This is a genomic window from Natronomonas amylolytica, from assembly GCF_037031205.1.
Lineage (GTDB): Archaea > Halobacteriota > Halobacteria > Halobacteriales > Haloarculaceae > Natronomonas > Natronomonas amylolytica.
Genome location: NZ_JAYEZM010000008.1, coordinates 64,717 through 80,368, shown reverse-complemented (window position 1 = coordinate 80,368; position 15,652 = coordinate 64,717). Strand labels below are relative to the sequence as shown.

The 15,652-nt window shown below is 65.3% G+C and carries 18 protein-coding genes; 15 read left to right on the top strand and 3 right to left on the bottom strand.

The features are described 5' to 3' along the window. From U5914_RS12620 to U5914_RS12605, 4 genes are all read left to right on the top strand, one after another. Positions 1 to 657, top strand: coding sequence for a helical membrane plugin domain-containing protein (locus tag U5914_RS12620; protein WP_336136125.1), 657 nt, complete (start codon positions 1 to 3; stop codon positions 655 to 657). Between the two features lie 112 nt (positions 658 to 769). Beyond that, a complete protein-coding gene (locus U5914_RS12615) occupies positions 770 to 1,738 on the top strand; it encodes an ABC transporter substrate-binding protein (protein WP_336136124.1) in 969 nt (322 codons plus the stop codon). After that, positions 1,731 to 3,587 carry an ATP-binding protein gene (locus U5914_RS12610; RefSeq protein WP_336136123.1) on the top strand — a complete coding sequence of 619 codons (1,857 nt, stop codon included), beginning with the start codon at positions 1,731 to 1,733 and terminating at the stop codon, positions 3,585 to 3,587. The genes U5914_RS12615 and U5914_RS12610 overlap by 8 nt, the downstream gene beginning before the upstream one ends. Positions 3,588 to 3,830: 243 nt before the next feature. Then, positions 3,831 to 4,949, top strand: a complete 1,119-nt coding sequence (locus tag U5914_RS12605; RefSeq protein WP_336136122.1) for an aminotransferase class V-fold PLP-dependent enzyme — start codon at positions 3,831 to 3,833, stop codon at positions 4,947 to 4,949. A gap of 995 nt (positions 4,950 to 5,944) precedes the next feature. Here the strand turns inward: U5914_RS12605 and U5914_RS12600 are convergent. Both U5914_RS12600 and U5914_RS12595 read right to left on the bottom strand, forming a co-directional pair. Next, positions 5,945 to 6,517 (bottom strand): DsrE/DsrF/DrsH-like family protein, encoded by a 573-nt coding sequence (locus U5914_RS12600; protein ID WP_336136121.1) that lies wholly within the window; start codon positions 6,515 to 6,517, stop codon positions 5,945 to 5,947. Between the two features lie 3 nt (positions 6,518 to 6,520). Then, complete coding sequence (locus tag U5914_RS12595; RefSeq protein WP_336136120.1) at positions 6,521 to 6,766, bottom strand: sulfurtransferase TusA family protein; 246 nt, start codon at positions 6,764 to 6,766, stop codon at positions 6,521 to 6,523. A gap of 250 nt (positions 6,767 to 7,016) precedes the next feature. Here U5914_RS12595 and U5914_RS12590 point away from each other — a divergent pair, with 250 nt between their 5' ends. Genes U5914_RS12590 through U5914_RS12575 form a run of 4 tightly spaced genes read left to right on the top strand, consistent with a single transcriptional unit; the run spans position 7,017 to position 10,447 of the window. After that, the gene (locus U5914_RS12590; RefSeq protein WP_336136119.1) at positions 7,017 to 8,210 is read left to right on the top strand and encodes an MBL fold metallo-hydrolase; all 1,194 of its coding nucleotides are present in this window, start codon (positions 7,017 to 7,019) and stop codon (positions 8,208 to 8,210) included. Positions 8,211 to 8,218: 8 nt separating this feature from the next. Next, entirely contained in the window at positions 8,219 to 8,776 is a 558-nt protein-coding gene (locus U5914_RS12585) for a YeeE/YedE family protein (protein ID WP_336136118.1), read from the top strand. Next, on the top strand, positions 8,777 to 9,235 hold the full coding sequence (locus U5914_RS12580; protein ID WP_336136117.1) for a YeeE/YedE family protein: 459 nt from the start codon (positions 8,777 to 8,779) through the stop codon (positions 9,233 to 9,235). Positions 9,236 to 9,262: 27 nt separating this feature from the next. Next, positions 9,263 to 10,447 carry an inorganic phosphate transporter gene (locus U5914_RS12575; protein ID WP_336136116.1) on the top strand — a complete coding sequence of 395 codons (1,185 nt, stop codon included), beginning with the start codon at positions 9,263 to 9,265 and terminating at the stop codon, positions 10,445 to 10,447. Here U5914_RS12575 and U5914_RS12570 read toward each other — a convergent pair. Continuing rightward, positions 10,444 to 11,289, bottom strand: coding sequence for a universal stress protein (locus U5914_RS12570; RefSeq protein ID WP_336136115.1), 846 nt, complete (start codon positions 11,287 to 11,289; stop codon positions 10,444 to 10,446). The genes U5914_RS12575 and U5914_RS12570 overlap by 4 nt on opposite strands. Positions 11,290 to 11,589: 300 nt before the next feature. Here U5914_RS12570 and U5914_RS12565 point away from each other — a divergent pair, with 300 nt between their 5' ends. From U5914_RS12565 to U5914_RS12535, 7 genes are all read left to right on the top strand, one after another. Further along, positions 11,590 to 11,754, top strand: a complete 165-nt coding sequence (locus U5914_RS12565; protein WP_336136114.1) for a DUF7512 family protein — start codon at positions 11,590 to 11,592, stop codon at positions 11,752 to 11,754. After that, positions 11,744 to 12,805 carry a sulfite exporter TauE/SafE family protein gene (locus tag U5914_RS12560; protein ID WP_336136113.1) on the top strand — a complete coding sequence of 354 codons (1,062 nt, stop codon included), beginning with the start codon at positions 11,744 to 11,746 and terminating at the stop codon, positions 12,803 to 12,805. The genes U5914_RS12565 and U5914_RS12560 overlap by 11 nt, the downstream gene beginning before the upstream one ends. Positions 12,806 to 12,999: 194 nt before the next feature. Next, positions 13,000 to 13,404 (top strand): helix-turn-helix domain-containing protein, encoded by a 405-nt coding sequence (locus U5914_RS12555; RefSeq protein WP_336136112.1) that lies wholly within the window; start codon positions 13,000 to 13,002, stop codon positions 13,402 to 13,404. Between the two features lie 156 nt (positions 13,405 to 13,560). Continuing rightward, the gene (gene trxA / locus U5914_RS12550) at positions 13,561 to 13,920 is read left to right on the top strand and encodes a thioredoxin (protein WP_336136111.1); all 360 of its coding nucleotides are present in this window, start codon (positions 13,561 to 13,563) and stop codon (positions 13,918 to 13,920) included. Continuing rightward, the gene (locus tag U5914_RS12545; RefSeq protein ID WP_336136110.1) at positions 13,921 to 14,946 is read left to right on the top strand and encodes an NAD(P)/FAD-dependent oxidoreductase; all 1,026 of its coding nucleotides are present in this window, start codon (positions 13,921 to 13,923) and stop codon (positions 14,944 to 14,946) included. A gap of 23 nt (positions 14,947 to 14,969) precedes the next feature. Continuing rightward, on the top strand, positions 14,970 to 15,317 hold the full coding sequence (locus U5914_RS12540) for an SHOCT domain-containing protein (protein ID WP_336136109.1): 348 nt from the start codon (positions 14,970 to 14,972) through the stop codon (positions 15,315 to 15,317). 61 nt (positions 15,318 to 15,378) lie between these two features. Further along, positions 15,379 to 15,606 carry a hypothetical protein gene (locus U5914_RS12535; RefSeq protein WP_336136108.1) on the top strand — a complete coding sequence of 76 codons (228 nt, stop codon included), beginning with the start codon at positions 15,379 to 15,381 and terminating at the stop codon, positions 15,604 to 15,606. The last annotated feature ends 46 nt before the right edge of the window (positions 15,607 to 15,652 follow it).

The following is a 15,652-nucleotide window of genomic DNA, read 5'->3' as shown; positions in this document are numbered from 1 at the left end:
ATGTCCGAGGAAACGTCCACAGCGGAGGCCGCTTCCGAGGAGAGGCCCCTCGACGGGACCGAACTCGAGGAGGCCATCGCCGAGAACCCCGACGAAGTCGCCGAGTTCGTCCGCAGACTGGACGCCGTCAACGAGTTGCTCGACGTGCTCGCGCTCGGCGAGGGCGCCCTCACCGACGAGATGGTCCGCGAGATGGCCGACACGACGGCGACGCTGGCCGAATCCGCCGACGGTCTCGCGACCGACGACACCGTCGGGCTGGCCGAGTCGGTCGGCCAGAACGGCGCGGAACTGCAGGAGGCGCTGGAATCGCTGGTCGTCCTCCAGCGGTCCGGCTCGCTCGACGAACTGGTCGAACTCGCGGAGGTCGCCTCGCTGCTGACCGCCGCACTCGACGACGAGATGGTCCGGTCGCTCGCCAAGACGGGTTCGTCGCTCGGCGAGGTCGCCGAGACGGCGGCCGACGAGGACGCCCGGAGCGGCCTCCAGACGGTCATGGAGGGCGTCGGTGACGCCGAAAGCGAGCCGCCGGAGAAGGTCGGCCCCCTCGGGCTGGTGAAGGCCTCGCGGGACCCGGACGTCCAGCATGGGCTCGGGTATCTGCTCTCCATCGCGGCGGCCATCGGCCGCTCGCGGGCCGACGGCACCGAGTCGTAGGCGGCCGTCCGTCTCGGGTTGGTCGCCGTTCGCCGCCCGCCGTGGGTCGCCGACGGACGATTTCTCTCAGCGAGCCAAGGTATATATCCATCGCGTCGTCACACGTTGATATATGCCCTCCACGCGTCGGCGGTATCTCAGGCGGGCCGGGCGTGTCGGAGGGGCGCTCACCGCGGCCCTGCTAAGCGGCTGTTCGAACCCCGTCGCGTCCGGGTCCGAAGGGGCGAAAACGCCGGTTCACGTCGGGTCGAAGCCGTTTACCGAACAGCGAATTCTGGGCTATCTCGCCTACGAGCGCCTCCGAACGGTCGATGGGGTGCGGGCGATAGACGGCATCGGCTCCGGTGACTCGCTTGCCAACTGGGAGGCGACGGCCAGCGGCGACAAGGACCTCTACTGGGAGTATACGGGGACGGCGTGGGCGCAACTCCCGCCCCGGCACGACGAGCGGGTGACCGACCCCGACCGGCTCTACGAGCAGGTCCGGGCCGACGCGGAAACACGGGGGATTCACACGGCGGAGCCGGCCGCCTTCTCGAACGAGTACGTCGTCGTCGCCGACCGGACGTGGGTCGAGGAAACCGGCGTCACGACGCTGGGCGGTCTGGCCGAGTATCTCGACGGCGAGGCCGCCCTCGGCGTCGCGGTCAACGAGGAGTTCTACCACCGACAGGACGGCTGGAACGGCCTGCTCGACTACTACGGCGTCGGCGCGGACGCGAAAACCGCGCTCGAATCGGAGCCGTTCGTCGTCACGTCCACCGGACTGACCTACGAACTGCTGAAGCGAGCGGATATCCGGCTCGCCAGCGGGTTCGCTACGGACCCGCAACTCGAACGCCCATCGTTCGTTGTCCTCGACGACGACCGGGACTACTTCCTCCCGTATCAACCGATGCCGACGGCCCACACCCCGACCGTCGAGGCGCGGCCGCGTATCCTCGAGGTGCTGACGCCCGTCGTCGAATCGCTCGACGAGGCGACGATGCGACGGCTCAACCGCCGCGTCCTCATCGACGAGCGCCACCCGAACGCGGTCGCGAAGGCGCATCTGCGGTCGCTGGAGGGACGCGATGCGTAAGTCGCCGTCGTCGATTCCCGTCGTCGGGCGGGTCGTCGACGCCGTGCGGTCCTCGTTCCGGTGGAAACTGGCCGCGGCGCTGTTGGCGGTGTTCGTGGTCATCAGCCTCGTTACTGTCGGCCTGTACGTGCAGGTCGGTGCGCTCATCGAGGAGAACGTCGAGCAGTCGATGGCGAGTGCCGCCACCGCCGAGGCCGAGGAACTCGACGAGTGGAACGGTCAGAACCGACTGGTGACGCGGGTCCTCTCGGAACACCCCGTCTACGAGACCGGAAACCGGACGTCGGTCAGGGCGTACCTCCGCGCCCAGCGCGAGAACCGAGAGGAGGCCCACATCGTCCGTGCGTACGTCATCGACCGGCAGAACCAGACCGTCGCCACGAGTACCGACCGCGAACTGGCGGGGACGACGGTTCGGGGACTGCCGTGGGAAGAGCGGTTCGCGTTCCGCGATTTCGACGCGGTACAACTGACGCGGCCGTATCGGGTCGGCAACAGGACCGTCGTCGGGTTCATCACGCCGATTCGGCCGATGCCGGGGCGACTGCTCGTCGTGGAGTTCGATACCGCCGGCGTCTTCGAGCGGTTCGAACACCCCGTCGACGGCGGGTTCACCCGCGTCGTCGATTCCAACGGAACGGTCGTGTTCGCCGACGACGGGGCGGCGACGCTGACGCAGTACCGCGAGGGAAGCGCCCGGGCGCCCATCGTCAGCAGCGGCCTTCGCGGGGAGTCCGGGTTCACGGAGTCGCCGGTCTACGACTCGTCGAGGTCGGAAGCGTACGTCGCGGCGTACGCCCCGGTGGCCGGCACCGACTGGGTCGTCGTCGAGCACGCGCCGGAAAGCGAAGCCTACGTCATCCTCCGGCAGGCCCGGACGTGGATCGGCGGCATCGCCGTCTTCGCGCTGGTCGGCCTCCTCGGGGTGGTGGCGGTTCTCGGCGCCGACGTGACTGGGGCGCTGTCGGCGCTGACCGAACGGGCGAAACGCATCGAGGCGGAGGAATACGACGTCGAGTTCGACACCGACCGACCCGACGAGTTCGGCGACCTCAACCGGACGCTGGCGTCGACGCGGGATACGCTCCAGCGGCGAATCGAGGAGATACGGCGGACCAAGGAGGAACTCGAAGACTCGAACGCGGCCCTCGAAGAGCGGTCGTCGATGGTGACCGTGCTCAACCGCATCCTTCGGCACAACGTCAGAAACGACGTCAACGTCATCACTGGCCGGGCGGAACTGGCCACCTCGCGGACGGACGACGAGGCGGTGACCGACGACCTCGAGGCCATCCAGCAGGCCGCGTGGGAACTCGTCGACATCTCCGAGAGCACCCAGCGAATCAAACAGCTAATTGCCGAGACTAACGAGGAGACGACGTGCCTCCAGCTCGAGGAGTACCTCCGGCCGGCACTCGACGAGGTGGAGACGTCGGCCCCGGAGGCGGACGTCAGGGTCGACGCCGACGAGGCGCTGCCGACGGCCGAAGCAACGTCGACGCTGCCGATAGCCGTCGCGGACGTCGTCGACCAGATCGTCGACCACACCGACGGGGCGGTGACCGTCGAGGTCACGGTGACCACCGCGGAACCGGGCGCCGACGGCGACGAGCGGGTGGCTCTCCGTGTCGACGACGACGGCGACGGACTGCCTCGACTCGACGTCCGGGCAGTTGAGGACGGCGAGGAGACGCCCCTCAACCACGCCGAAGGACTGGCACTCTGGTGTCTGGAGTGGACGGTCTCACAGGCCGACGGGGACCTCGACCTCTCGCCCGACGACGCGACCTTCGAGGTTCGCCTCCCGGCCGAGGAACCTCCGGACGGCGCTGCCGAAACCGCCGCATAGACCCTTCGGTTCCGTCGATACCGCCACATCCAACGCTTTTCGAGTCGTCATGGTGAGCGTGCTCGGTGCCCTGTCGAAATAGTATTGTATAATATACCCAAAATTATTAAACACTCGTGACGTATCGTCCGACATGGCTATACGCGAAACGGGTAGAGACCGTATCGCCCCGTTCGATTCGGCTCCGTCCGCATCCGCCGTCGCGCTCGGCGGTCGTCTCACCGAACCCTCCTCGAAGGCACGATGAATCCGACCGAACTCCGGACGGACGTGCCCGCACTTGGGGAGGCCGCCTACCTGAACTTCGGTGCCCACGGGCCGAGCCCCCGATACGTCGTCGAGGCCGCCAACGAATTCCAGCAGTCACACGAGTACCACGCCCCCGTTCGGGACGACCCCTACGGGGCGGCCTTCGAAGCGTTCGACCGCACCCGCGAGCGCGTCGCCTCGTTCATCGGCGCCGCGCCCGACGAGGTCGCGCTCACCGAGAGCACGACGGCCGGCATCAACGCCGTCGCCAACGCCATCGACTGGCAGCCGGGCGACGTCATCGTTCGGACCGACCTCGAACACCCGGCGGGCATCCTCCCGTGGCAGCGGCTCCGAGCGGACGGCGTCGAGGTTCGCGTCGTCGAGACCGACGCCGGCCGCGTCGACCCGGCCGACTTCGCCGAGGCCGTCGAGGACGCGAAACTGGCGGTCTTCAGCGCGGTGACGTGGACCCACGGCACGCGGCTACCGGTCGCCGAACTGGTCGATATCGCTCACGACGCCGGCGCCCGCACGCTCGTCGACGCCGTACAGGTCCCCGGCCAGATGCCGATGGACGTCGCCGAGTGGAACGCCGACATCGTCGCCGCCGCGGGCCACAAGTGGCTGCTCGGGCTCTGGGGCGGCGGCTTCCTCTACGTCGACCGCGAGGTCGCCGAATCGCTCGCGCCGCGAACCGTGGGCTACCGAAGCGTCGAGACGCCGACCGCCGACCCCTACGAGTTCGCCGCGGGCGCGCGCCGCTTCGAGGTCGGGTCGGCCAACCCCGCCCCGCACGTCGCCCTCCGGGAGGCCATCGACGTCATCGACGAGGTCGGCGTCGACCGGATACAGGGCCGCATCCAGCGGCTGGCTTCCCGGTTCGTCGACTCGGTGCCGAACGACGCCCTTCGGAGCCCCGAGACGCCCGAATCGGGGCTGGTGACCGTCGCCGTCGAGGACCCGGAGGCGACCGTCGACCGCCTCGCCGAGGCGGACGTCGTCGTCCGGGCGCTGCCGAAACCGGACGCGATTCGCGCCTCGATTCACGCGGTCAACACGTCGACGGATATCGACCGACTCGTCGAGGGCCTCGCCCCCGAGTGGGACTGAACGCGGGCGCTTTCTCCGGTGAAAATAGGGGAAAGTGTTCGGCTCTTTTATTCTGGGAAGCCCTTAGAACGCGGCACGTCCGGCGTGCTAAATCCCAATATGAGGTTCAGTACTGTAACCATCTTCTTCCTCTAGTCGTATCGATTTTGTACGGCATTCTCAAGCACCCATAGACCTATGTTATATTTCTCAGGAGTAATTGTGTTTAAAATCCCTAACGGCATCACACATAACGATGTCCAACCGTTCATGGCACGATTCCAAGCGCAAGCGAATTTCAGCCGACGATGATTATAAATCCGATATGGGTCATCAAAAAGAAGCATTGTCACGGTAACTCGACGTAATGCAGTTAGAAGACTAATAAATACTCCCGTAATCGAAAGAAGAGATGCGGAAGGAAGTGGAAAAAAGACGGATAAGGATGTTATAAGTCCGATTATGAATCCGACCCGGTCCCACGTTGACCGACGGGCTTTATTTTTGGCTGCAAGAGTTTCCTTCTGTAGATACTGTTGAGATGGGTTCCACCGGTTGAATTTTTTCATGTTATTATAGACTATCCACTTGAAGTCCTCTCTAAATTGGACAAGATTTTCTTCACCGACAAGTCGATCTATGATACGATAGAGGAACGTCTGATGTTTGTTTTCAGACGCCATGCCAATTAATGGAGTCCCAGTAATAAGAATTTACAGTATGGGAATAGAGGGGAAGTGAAATACATCTAGTCTCGTTGAATCTCCGATATTCTAACTAGATTATCCACTCAGGAATACTTATCCATCACGTACGACTAATGATATCGGTTGCTTATTGAATTTTTAATAATCGAGGAATTGTTGTGAGATAATTTCTCCGTTAGCCGTGAGTATTGTATCGAGTCACGCCGACAGCACCTGTTGCTGTCCGGGGATGGGTTCCATTAAAAACCGTCGTCGCAACGATGAATGGGACAGAGGGGGAGAACAGTCGGGATACGTCGAGTCGAAGCGTTAGACGAGGAGCTGGATGTCGGCATCGGCCATGTCTTCGAGGGCCGTCGCCGCGCCGACGCCGGTGGTGACGCCGTCGTAGAAGTCGTCCTCGTCGTAGTCCATCAGTTCGATAGTCATCTGACAGGCCTGAAACTCCACGCCCATGTCGAGGGAGGTCTCGAGGAGTTCCTCGATGGAGGCCGTGTCGTTGTCCTCGATCTTCTTCTCCATCATCTTCGTCGTCATGCGGTCCATGCCGGGGAGCGCGCCGACGATGTTCGGGACGGGCATGCTCGGGTTGCCGACCGAACTCAACTGGAGGTTCTTGGACTTCTCCTCGTGGAGGATGTCCAGTCCCCAGAACGTGTGGAAGACCGTGACGTCGTACCCGAACGCGGCGGCCGTGCTGGCGAGGATGAGCGGCGGGTACGCCATGTCGAGCGTCCCCTTCGTCGCGATGATGCTCATCTTCTTCTGCCCGTCGTCCTCGGTAGCCTCGGCTAGCGATTCCTCCAACTCCTCGATGCGTGCCGCGAGCTCCGCACGCGAGGGGGTGTCGTCGGCCGGCGCGTCTGGTGTGTCCGTACTCATCGTTTAGGCCGTCTTGCGGACGTAGTGTTTGTAGACGCCGTCGCCTTCTTCCTGTTCGACGAGCTCGACGCCGTCCGTTCCGGACGCCCAGCCGTCGATGTCGCTCATGCTACCGGAGTCCGTCGCCAGGACTTCTAGTATCTCTCCTTCGGCCAGGTCGTCGATTGCGGTCTTCGTCTTCACGACCGGCATGGGACACGATGCACCTTTCACGTCGAGCGTCTCCGCGATATCGTATTCAGCACTCATGGTTTGTCTGCTCCGTTGGTCTGTATTGGAGCTATCGCACAATATCAGGTCCGTGGTTAAAAGAATGTTGGTTCTTGTGCCTACCACAAACAACTATCCCGCCCGGTGGACGCGAATCACCGGCCTTGGCGGGCTCAACGCACGCGTATCAAATATCAATAGAACTCCAATCCCAAGACTGTATTGTGTGATTTATGGATTACTATGCAAACCCTTTTGTACGTCGGTCCGATACAAGCGAGTGTACGATATGAACGCCGAAGATTTCCCGACTCCCGACGTCGAAGTCGAGTCGATCGAACCGGAAGCGCTGAAGGACAAAATCGATGCCGGCGAGGACGTGACGCTCCTCGATTCGCGCATGGAGTCCGATTACGAGGAATGGCGCATCGACGGTGAGAACGTCACCTCGATCAACATCCCGTACTTCGAGTTCCTGGAGGACGACCTCGACGAGGACGTCCTCGAACAGATCCCTGACGACCGCGAAGTGACCGTCCTCTGTGCGAAGGGCGGCGCCAGCGAGTACGTCGCGGGCACGCTCGCGGAACGCGGCTACGACGTCAACCACCTCGAGGACGGCATGAACGGCTGGGCCAGCATCTACGAGACCGTCGAGGTCACCGACTACGACGGCGCCGGCACGCTGCTGCAGTACCAGCGGCCCTCCTCGGGCTGTCTCGGCTACCTCGTCTACGACGACGGCGAAGCCGCCATCGTCGACCCCCTGCGTGCGTTCACCGACCGCTACCTCGAGGACGCCGAGGAACTCGGCGTCGAACTGAAGTACGCGCTGGACACCCACATCCACGCCGACCACATCTCCGGCGTCCGCAACCTCGACGAGGAGGGCGTCGAAGGCGTCATCCCCGAGGCCGCCGTCGACCGCGGCGTCACCTACGCCGACGAGCTGACCACGGCCGAGGACGGCGACACCTTCGAAGTCGGTGACGCCACCATCGAGACCGTCTACACGCCCGGCCACACCACGGGCATGACCTCCTACCTCATCGACGACAGCCTGCTGGCGACCGGCGACGGGCTGTTCATCGAGAGCGTCGCCCGCCCCGACCTCGAAGAGGGCGACGACGGCGCCCCCGACGCCGCGCGGATGCTCTACGAGTCCCTGCAGGAGCGCGTCCTGACGCTGCCCGACGAGACGCTCATCGGTGGCGCCCACTTCAGCGACGCCGCCGAACCCGCCGCGGACGGCACCTACACCGCTCCCATCGGCGACCTCGTCGAGGAGATGGCTGCGCTCACGATGGACGAAGACGACTTCGTCGAGCTCATCCTCTCGGACATGCCGCCCCGCCCGGCCAACTACGAGGACATCATCGCGACGAACCTCGGACAGAACGCCGTCGACGACGACGAGGCGTTCACCCTCGAACTCGGGCCGAACAACTGCGCCGCGAGCCAGGAATCCCTCGCGGGTGACTAACACCGCCGATGGTGACTGATCCACTCGTCTTCCAGCTGGCCGCCGAGCTGTTCCCCAACGGGATCAGTCGCTACGCCATCGGCGGCCTGCTGGTCGGCCTCGGCGCGGTCGTGATCTACGTCGGCACGGGCATCCCGGCCGGCGCGAGCACGTTCCTCGAGTCGACGCTGTCGTACGTCTCGGACCAGTCGCGGTTCCAGCGGTACGTGAGCTCCCGCGACTGGCGCGTCGTGTTCACCCTCGGCATCATCCTCGGTGCCGCGGTGTTCGCGGCGACGGTCCAGTCCGGCGTCATCGCGACGTCGCTCTACGAGCCCGGAACCACCGGCCAGACCTACGAACTCGCCGGCATAACCCTCTGGCTGACCGAAGTCCAGCCGTGGCGGCTGTTCTTCGGTGGCATCCTCGTCGGGGTCGGCACCCGAATCGGGAAGGGGTGTACGTCCGGCCACGGCGTCTGCGGCGTCGGCTCGGCCTCCAAGACGTCCATCGTCGGCGTGGCGACGTTCCTGCTGGTCGCTATCGGGACCGCACAACTGGTCGCGGCGCTGGGGGTGAGCCCATAGATGGCTGACCGTCATCCCCTGTTCAAGCCGCTGATCTTCGTCGGCGGCCTGATATTCGGGTTCGGACTCGGATTCAGCCACATGGCGCGGCCGGAGGTCGTGCTGAACTTCCTGCAGTTCGAGGACTTCGGACTGCTGTTCGTCATGTTCGGCGCGGCCATCGTCTCCGGCATCGCCTTCGCGGTGATGCCGCGGATTCGAGACACGGCGCCGCTGACCGGCGACCTGTACGAACGGCGGCTGAAGCCGTTCGACAGGAACGTGCTGATCGGTGGCGCGATATTCGGTGTCGGCTGGGGCCTCTCGGGCATCTGTCCCGGCGCGGCCTACGCCAGCCTCGGCACCGGTAACGTCACCATCCTCTGGGCGCTCGCCGGCATGTTCGTCGGCGCGTACGCACAGGGATACTGGCGAAGCCGAACCGCCGAGACCGGTTCGACGGCCACGCGCGCTGACTGAGCCGCTTTTTCACCTTTCGTTCATTAAATGGAACTCTCCGTAATCGCACTGTTCGTCATCGCCGGACTCGCCAGTCTGTTCATGGCGTGGGTCATCGGTGCCGGTTCCAGCGGCGCGACCCCGTTCGCGCCCGCGGTCGGCGCCAACGCCATCTCGACGATGCGGGCGGCCTTCATCGTCGGCATCTTCGGGTTCGCCGGCGCGGTCGTACAGGGCGCCAACGTCTCCGAAGCCGTCGGCCGCGGCCTCATCGGCGGGGTCAGCCTCCCGGCCTCGGGCGTCATCGCCGTCCTGCTCATCGGCGCCGGCCTCATGGCCTTCGGCATCAAGACCGGCTATCCCATCGCAACGGCCTTCACGGTGACCGGGTCGGTCATCGGCGTCGGCCTCGCCCTCGGCGGCACGCCCGTCTGGCCGAAGTACCTCCAAATTGGCACCGTCTGGGTGCTGACGCCCTTCGTCGGTGGCGGCCTCGCCTACGGCATCGCGAGCGTCCTCCCGCGGGCCGACGTTCCCGAACGGTACAGCGTCGCCCTGCTCGCCGGCCTCGTGGGGGCCGTGCTGGCGAACGTCAACTTCGCCTATCTCGGCCCCGGGAGCTCGATGGGCTCGCTCGCCGGCCTCGTCGGGCGGACGCTCGGGGTCGACGGCCTCGCGGTGCCGGTCGCCGTCTCGCTACTCGCCGCGGCGTCGGTCGCCGCCTTCGTCTCGTGGGACATCGCACGTGACATGAGCGGTGGCCTGCGGCGGGTCCTGCTGGCGCTCGGGTCGCTTGTGGCCTTCTCCGCGGGCGGGAGTCAGGTCGGCCTCGCGGTCGGCCCGCTGTTGCCGCTGCTGGACGACGTGGGGATGATTCCCGTGACGGCCGTCCTCGTCGGCGGTGGCCTCGGCATCCTCGTCGGCTCGTGGACGGGTGCCCCCCGGATGATAAAGTCGCTGTCGCAGGACTACTCGTCGCTGGGACCGCGCCGCTCCATCGCCGCGCTGGTGCCGTCCTTCCTCATCGCTCAGACGGCGGTCCTGCTCGGCGTGCCCGTCTCGTTCAACGAGATCGTCGTCAGCGCCATCATCGGCAGTGGGGCCGCGGTCGGCGGCGGCGATGCCATCGACTCCGACAAGATACTCAAGACCGTCGGCGCGTGGGTGGGCTCGCTCGTGTTGGCGCTGGCGCTCGGCTACGGCGTGGCCGCCCTGCTGCCGTTCGTCTCCTAAACCGCCCGCGGCGGCGGGACGAGGAAGACGTTGCCCGCCGCTCGCGCGACGATTTCCTCAGAGACGCTGCCCAACAGGAGCCGTCGGATGCGGCTTCGCCCCCGCGAGCCGACCAGCACCATCGACGGTGTCACCGCCTCCTCGACGGCGAGTATCTCGTCGGCGGGGTCGCCCTGCCGGACCTCGATTCGCGTCTCGATGTCCCAGTTCTCCAGCGTCTCCGCACGCTCGGCCAGCCGCTCGCGCGGGTCGGCCTCGGCGTCGGCCCCCTCGTCTTTCGGCGACCGGACGTGGACGAGCGTCGCCTCCTCGGCCGCATGACGGAGATACGAGAAGGCGTCGAACGCGCGTTCGGCGTTCTCCGAGAAGTCCGTCGCGAAGAGGATTCGCTGAAAGAGGTGTTCGCGGAGAACGTCGGGGTCGTCGGTCGCCCGCTCGACGCGGTTGACCAGCAGCGGGACGACGGTCGTCCGCGCGAGGTTGCGGGCGGTCGAGCCGATGATGCGGTTCTCCAGCGGGCTCTGGCCCCGCGAGGCGACGACCGAGAGGTCGGCCCGTTCGGTTTCGGCGATGCCGTTGATACGGCGATAGGGCGCCCCGCGAACGACGTGGGTTTCGAGGCCGAACCCGGCGGCCTCTATCACGTTCCGGTAGCGGTCCAACCCCTGACGGCGTCGCTCGTCGAAGTTCACGCCCGGCATCCCGTGGTGGATGTTCGACGGCACGACCGTCACGAGATGAATCGTGTCGACGCCGATGCGGCCCAGACACTCGAGGCAGGTCTCGTTTTCGATTGCCGCCTCGCTGGCGGCCGAGAGGTCCGTCGCACACAGCGCCCTCATGTGTGGCGGTTCGACACGGTTCGACAATACGGTTTTGTTCGCCGACTGGTAGGTCGATGGCCGACCCGCGCCCGCGAACCGTCCCGGTCGGTGCTGGATGGGCCGCTACGGACGCCAGCGGATGCTCAGTCCCTGCGGGCCGTAACCTCCGCATAAGTTATTGGTACTCTCGGGAAGGTTATGGGAATATAGTATTGTACGGTACTTCCAAAACCGTTATAGGAGTCGGTCGGATAGGGGATATTGAACAGAAATGTGGCAACACCGAATTACCGCGTTCGACTATCGAAGTGAGAAACAATGGCAGGACTAGAAGTACCGACGTGGGACCCGGAGACGGCCCTGATAATCGGCACGATTCTGCTGGAAGCGATCGTGCTCTACGTGGGCTACGGTGGTCTCGAACGGCTCTTCGGACCCCACCTGATGAAACTCCTAATGGGAGGTGAAGAGGATGCTCAATAGCGTGCTCAGCGGGCTCGGAATCCTGAACTCGAGCCCCGAGATGCTGGCCCTGTTCGTCGGGTTCGGCCTCGTCGTGGGTATCCTGTTCGGGTTCTTCGGTATGGGCGGATCGTTCCTCGTTACGCCGGCCCTGCTGATGCTCGACTACGAGCCATCGGTCGCCGTCGGTAGCGGGATGGCGTTCGTCTTCGGGACGGCCGTCATCGCGACCCTGAAACACCGCGACCTTGGACAGGTCGACTACAAGCTCGGCATTATCATGATCACCGGGACGACCATCGGTATCGAGGTCGGACGCGCCAGCGTCTACTACCTCCAATCGCTGGGACTCGCCGGTGGCGTCATCAGTGTCGTGTACGTCGTCCTGCTCGGTGGGGTCGGAGCGATGGTCACCCGCGACGCCCTCAAGGGCGAAGGCGGCGGCCTTGAGCACGAGGCCGCCGACCCCGACAAGGACCTCAGCGAGTACGAGATCCCTGAAATCGCCAAGACGATCCAGCAGACAGTGCGCATCCCGCCGATGGTGACGCTCCGCGGTGACGTCCGCGTTTCGGCGTGGGTCATCACGGCCGTCGCCTTCGCGACCGGCGTTCTGTCGGGCTTCCTCGGCGTCGGTGGCGGCTTCATCCGGATGCCCGCGATGATGTACGCCATCGGCGTCCCGGTGCCCGTGGCCGTCGGGACGGACCTCTTCGAGATCGTCTTCTCCGGCGGTCTCGGGAGCTACCTCTACGGACAGGGTGGCGGCGTCAACCTCGGTATCGTCGTCCCGCTGCTGTTCGGTAGCGCACTCGGTGCCCGTATCGGTTCCGCCGCGACCGCCGTCGTCGAATCCGACGGTATCAAGATCTACTTCGGCGGCATGCTGCTGGTCGGCTCCATCGCGGTCGGCGTCGGCGAGGTCGGCTCCTACATCGGTAACTCGACCCTCGAGACCGTCGGGCTGGGACTCGTCCTCGGCGCGGCTGTCCTCGTCGCCGCGGCGATCATCTACACGACGATCTCCGCGCTGCGCACGACGAAAGGACAGCAAGCAACCGTCGCGGACTGATTCCTTCGCACGCCGAAACGCCCCTCGCTCGCGTTCCGACGTGCGTTTATCCCACCCGACCACCGTGTAGTCCCCCCGATTGGACGGCACGGCACTCGTGCTTTGGCGCCGTTGCTATTCTCGGTTCGCCACGCGATTGTGCAATCCGTGCAAAAATCTTTTAACCGCACAGTACCTACGATAAACCGATAATAATGCCGGATTCGATGTCCGAACAACTCCAGCGGGACATGGTGTGTGAGGGGCTCCTCGAGTGTTTCCACGGGCTCAAACAGCTCGATAAAGAGATATTTCAGCAACTGGTCAAGACCGAAGAGCCGCTGACCATCGACGAGATCGCCGAGAAGGTCGACCGCGAACGGTCGACCGCGTACCGAGCGGTGCAGCGGCTCCTGCAGGCCGGTTTCATCCAGAAGGAGCAGGTGAACTACGATCAGGGCGGGTACTACCACGTCTACAAGCCGACCGACCCCGCGAAGATCGCCGACGACATGCAGCGGCTCCTCAACGACTGGTACGCCAAGATGGGCCAGCTCATCCAGGAGTTCGAGGCCAAATACGACGAGCAGGACGCATCCGCGCCGTCCCTCGGGAGCTAACTGCTCCGCCCGGCCGCGCTTTCTCCGCTCTCCTTTCTCCGCTCCCGTCTCTCCTCGCTTTCCGCCCTGACATAAGACCAGTCGCCTCTGCTGTTTTCATGGTATTGTACATATTACCCAAAACCCTTAATTACCGCCGGTGCCTACGGAGAGGTGATGGCAGCAGACACCGCATCCGACACAAGCATCGACACCCCCACGGAACCGGTCCACATCGACGGGAAGGCACACCTCGACGACGTCGTCGACGAGTACGACGTGGTCCTGACGGACTTCTACGCCGACTGGTGTGGCCCCTGTAAGATGCTCGAACCGACCGTCAAGACGCTCGCCGCCGAGACCGGCGCGACCGTCGCGAAGGTCGACGTCGACGCCAACCAGCAGCTCGCGGCCGCCTACGGCGTGCAGGGCGTGCCCACGCTGATCCTGTTCGCCGACGGCCAGCAGGCCGAATCCATCGTCGGCGTACAGGGCGAAGACCAGCTGCGGTCGCTCATCCAGCAGTACACCGAATAAATGTCCGGCGACGTACAGGACCTCGTCATCGCCGGCTCCGGGGTCGCCGGCCTCTCGGCGGCGGTCTACGCCGCCCGCGCCGACCTCGACCCCCTCGTCCTCGAGGGCGACGAGCCCGGCGGCCAGCTGACGCTGACCACCGACGTCGAGAACTTCCTCGGGTTCCCCGAGGGCGTCGGCGGGATGGAACTCATCCAGCGCGGCAAACAGCAGGCCGAGCGGTTCGGAGCGACCTTCGAGCACGGCCGCATCGACGCGGTCGACCTCGATGACCGCCCCTTCGAGCTCTCGCTGTCGACCGGCGAGACGGTTCGCACCCGCGCGCTCGTCGTCGCGACCGGCGCGAGCGCCCGCTGGGTCGGCGCCGAAAACGAGGAAGCACTGATGGGCTACGGCCTCTCGACGTGTGCGACCTGTGACGGGGCCTTCCACCGCGGCGACGACGTCCTCGTCATCGGCGGCGGCGACAGCGCGATGGAGGAGGCGCTCTTCCTCACGAAGTTCGCCGACTCGGTGACGGTCGTCCACCGCCGCGAGGAACTGCGCGCCTCGGAGATCATGGCCGAACGCGCCATGGACCACGAGGACATCGCGTTCCGCTGGAACACCGAACTGCGGACCATCCACGGCTCGCAGGAGGAGGGCGTCACCGGCGCGACGCTCGTCTCTCACCCGGACGGCTACCCCACGGAGAAGGCCGCCGACGGCATCGACGTCGAGACGGAGACCGTCGACGTCGGTGGTATCTTCTACGGGGTCGGCCACACGCCGAACACCGGGTTCCTCGACGGCACCGGCGTCGAACTCGACGCGGACGGCTACATCGTCCCCGAGACCGACGACGACGGACGCCCGACGGCCGAAACGGGCGTCGAGGGCATTTTCGCGGCCGGCGACGTCGCCGACCCGAACTACCGGCAGGCGATTACCTCCGCCGGCACCGGCAGCATGGCCGCCCTCGATGCCGAGGAATACCTCGAATCGCTCGACGAACTGGCCGAACAGACGCTGGAAGCGACGGTCTGACGTTCGACACGACACCCACTCGTATGCTCTCGAAACTCCGCACACTCCTCGTTCGTGGCTTGCTCGGCACAACGGTAGCGACGTCGCTCGTCGGCGTGGCCGCCGCACAGAGCGGCGGCCCCGGCGGCGGCATGAACGGCGGGTTGGGCGGCGGTATGGGTGGCTTCGGCTGGTGGCCGTTCCTCTCGATGCTCGCCTTCGTCGCGGTGCTGCTGGCGGTATACGCCGTCGTCGACCGGTCCCGACCCACTGACAACGACGGGACCGACGACGATTCGGCGCTTTCGACGCTGCGAGCGCGCTATGCTCGCGGGGAACTCTCCGACGAGGAGTTCGAACGCCGCCGACAACGCCTGCAGGACCGCGGCTGACCGGACCGACTGTTCTCGGCCGCCGACACATACAACACTCCGCCCCGCCTAACCGCTCCCAATGAGCGAGCAGGACGATGATTCTGGGACATCCAGATGGTCGTGGCTCGGTCTCGGCGGCATCGCGAGCCTCTGTTGTGTGTTCGCGGCGCCGTCGAGTACCGCCGCGCTCGGTGGCGCCGCCGCGGCCGGCGGAACGACGGCCGCCCTGGGCGGCGACCTGATTCGCATCGTCGTCGTGACCCTCACCGTCGGCGTCATCGCTCTGGCGTTGCGGCTCCGCGGATAGGACTCCCGGGGCGACGCTCCGGGCGGCGGCTCGATTCGTTCCGTCG

Coding starts and splice junctions, on each gene's coding strand:
- U5914_RS12620 (WP_336136125.1), top strand. CDS start 1: ATGTCCGAGGAAACGTCCACAGCGGAGGCCGCTTCCGAGGAGAGGCCC.
- U5914_RS12615 (WP_336136124.1), top strand. CDS start 770: ATGCCCTCCACGCGTCGGCGGTATCTCAGGCGGGCCGGGCGTGTCGGA.
- U5914_RS12610 (WP_336136123.1), top strand. CDS start 1,731: ATGCGTAAGTCGCCGTCGTCGATTCCCGTCGTCGGGCGGGTCGTCGAC.
- U5914_RS12605 (WP_336136122.1), top strand. CDS start 3,831: ATGAATCCGACCGAACTCCGGACGGACGTGCCCGCACTTGGGGAGGCC.
- U5914_RS12600 (WP_336136121.1), bottom strand. CDS start 6,517: ATGAGTACGGACACACCAGACGCGCCGGCCGACGACACCCCCTCGCGT.
- U5914_RS12595 (WP_336136120.1), bottom strand. CDS start 6,766: ATGAGTGCTGAATACGATATCGCGGAGACGCTCGACGTGAAAGGTGCA.
- U5914_RS12590 (WP_336136119.1), top strand. CDS start 7,017: ATGAACGCCGAAGATTTCCCGACTCCCGACGTCGAAGTCGAGTCGATC.
- U5914_RS12585 (WP_336136118.1), top strand. CDS start 8,219: ATGGTGACTGATCCACTCGTCTTCCAGCTGGCCGCCGAGCTGTTCCCC.
- U5914_RS12580 (WP_336136117.1), top strand. CDS start 8,777: ATGGCTGACCGTCATCCCCTGTTCAAGCCGCTGATCTTCGTCGGCGGC.
- U5914_RS12575 (WP_336136116.1), top strand. CDS start 9,263: ATGGAACTCTCCGTAATCGCACTGTTCGTCATCGCCGGACTCGCCAGT.
- U5914_RS12570 (WP_336136115.1), bottom strand. CDS start 11,289: ATGAGGGCGCTGTGTGCGACGGACCTCTCGGCCGCCAGCGAGGCGGCA.
- U5914_RS12565 (WP_336136114.1), top strand. CDS start 11,590: ATGGCAGGACTAGAAGTACCGACGTGGGACCCGGAGACGGCCCTGATA.
- U5914_RS12560 (WP_336136113.1), top strand. CDS start 11,744: ATGCTCAATAGCGTGCTCAGCGGGCTCGGAATCCTGAACTCGAGCCCC.
- U5914_RS12555 (WP_336136112.1), top strand. CDS start 13,000: ATGCCGGATTCGATGTCCGAACAACTCCAGCGGGACATGGTGTGTGAG.
- trxA (WP_336136111.1), top strand. CDS start 13,561: ATGGCAGCAGACACCGCATCCGACACAAGCATCGACACCCCCACGGAA.
- U5914_RS12545 (WP_336136110.1), top strand. CDS start 13,921: ATGTCCGGCGACGTACAGGACCTCGTCATCGCCGGCTCCGGGGTCGCC.
- U5914_RS12540 (WP_336136109.1), top strand. CDS start 14,970: ATGCTCTCGAAACTCCGCACACTCCTCGTTCGTGGCTTGCTCGGCACA.
- U5914_RS12535 (WP_336136108.1), top strand. CDS start 15,379: ATGAGCGAGCAGGACGATGATTCTGGGACATCCAGATGGTCGTGGCTC.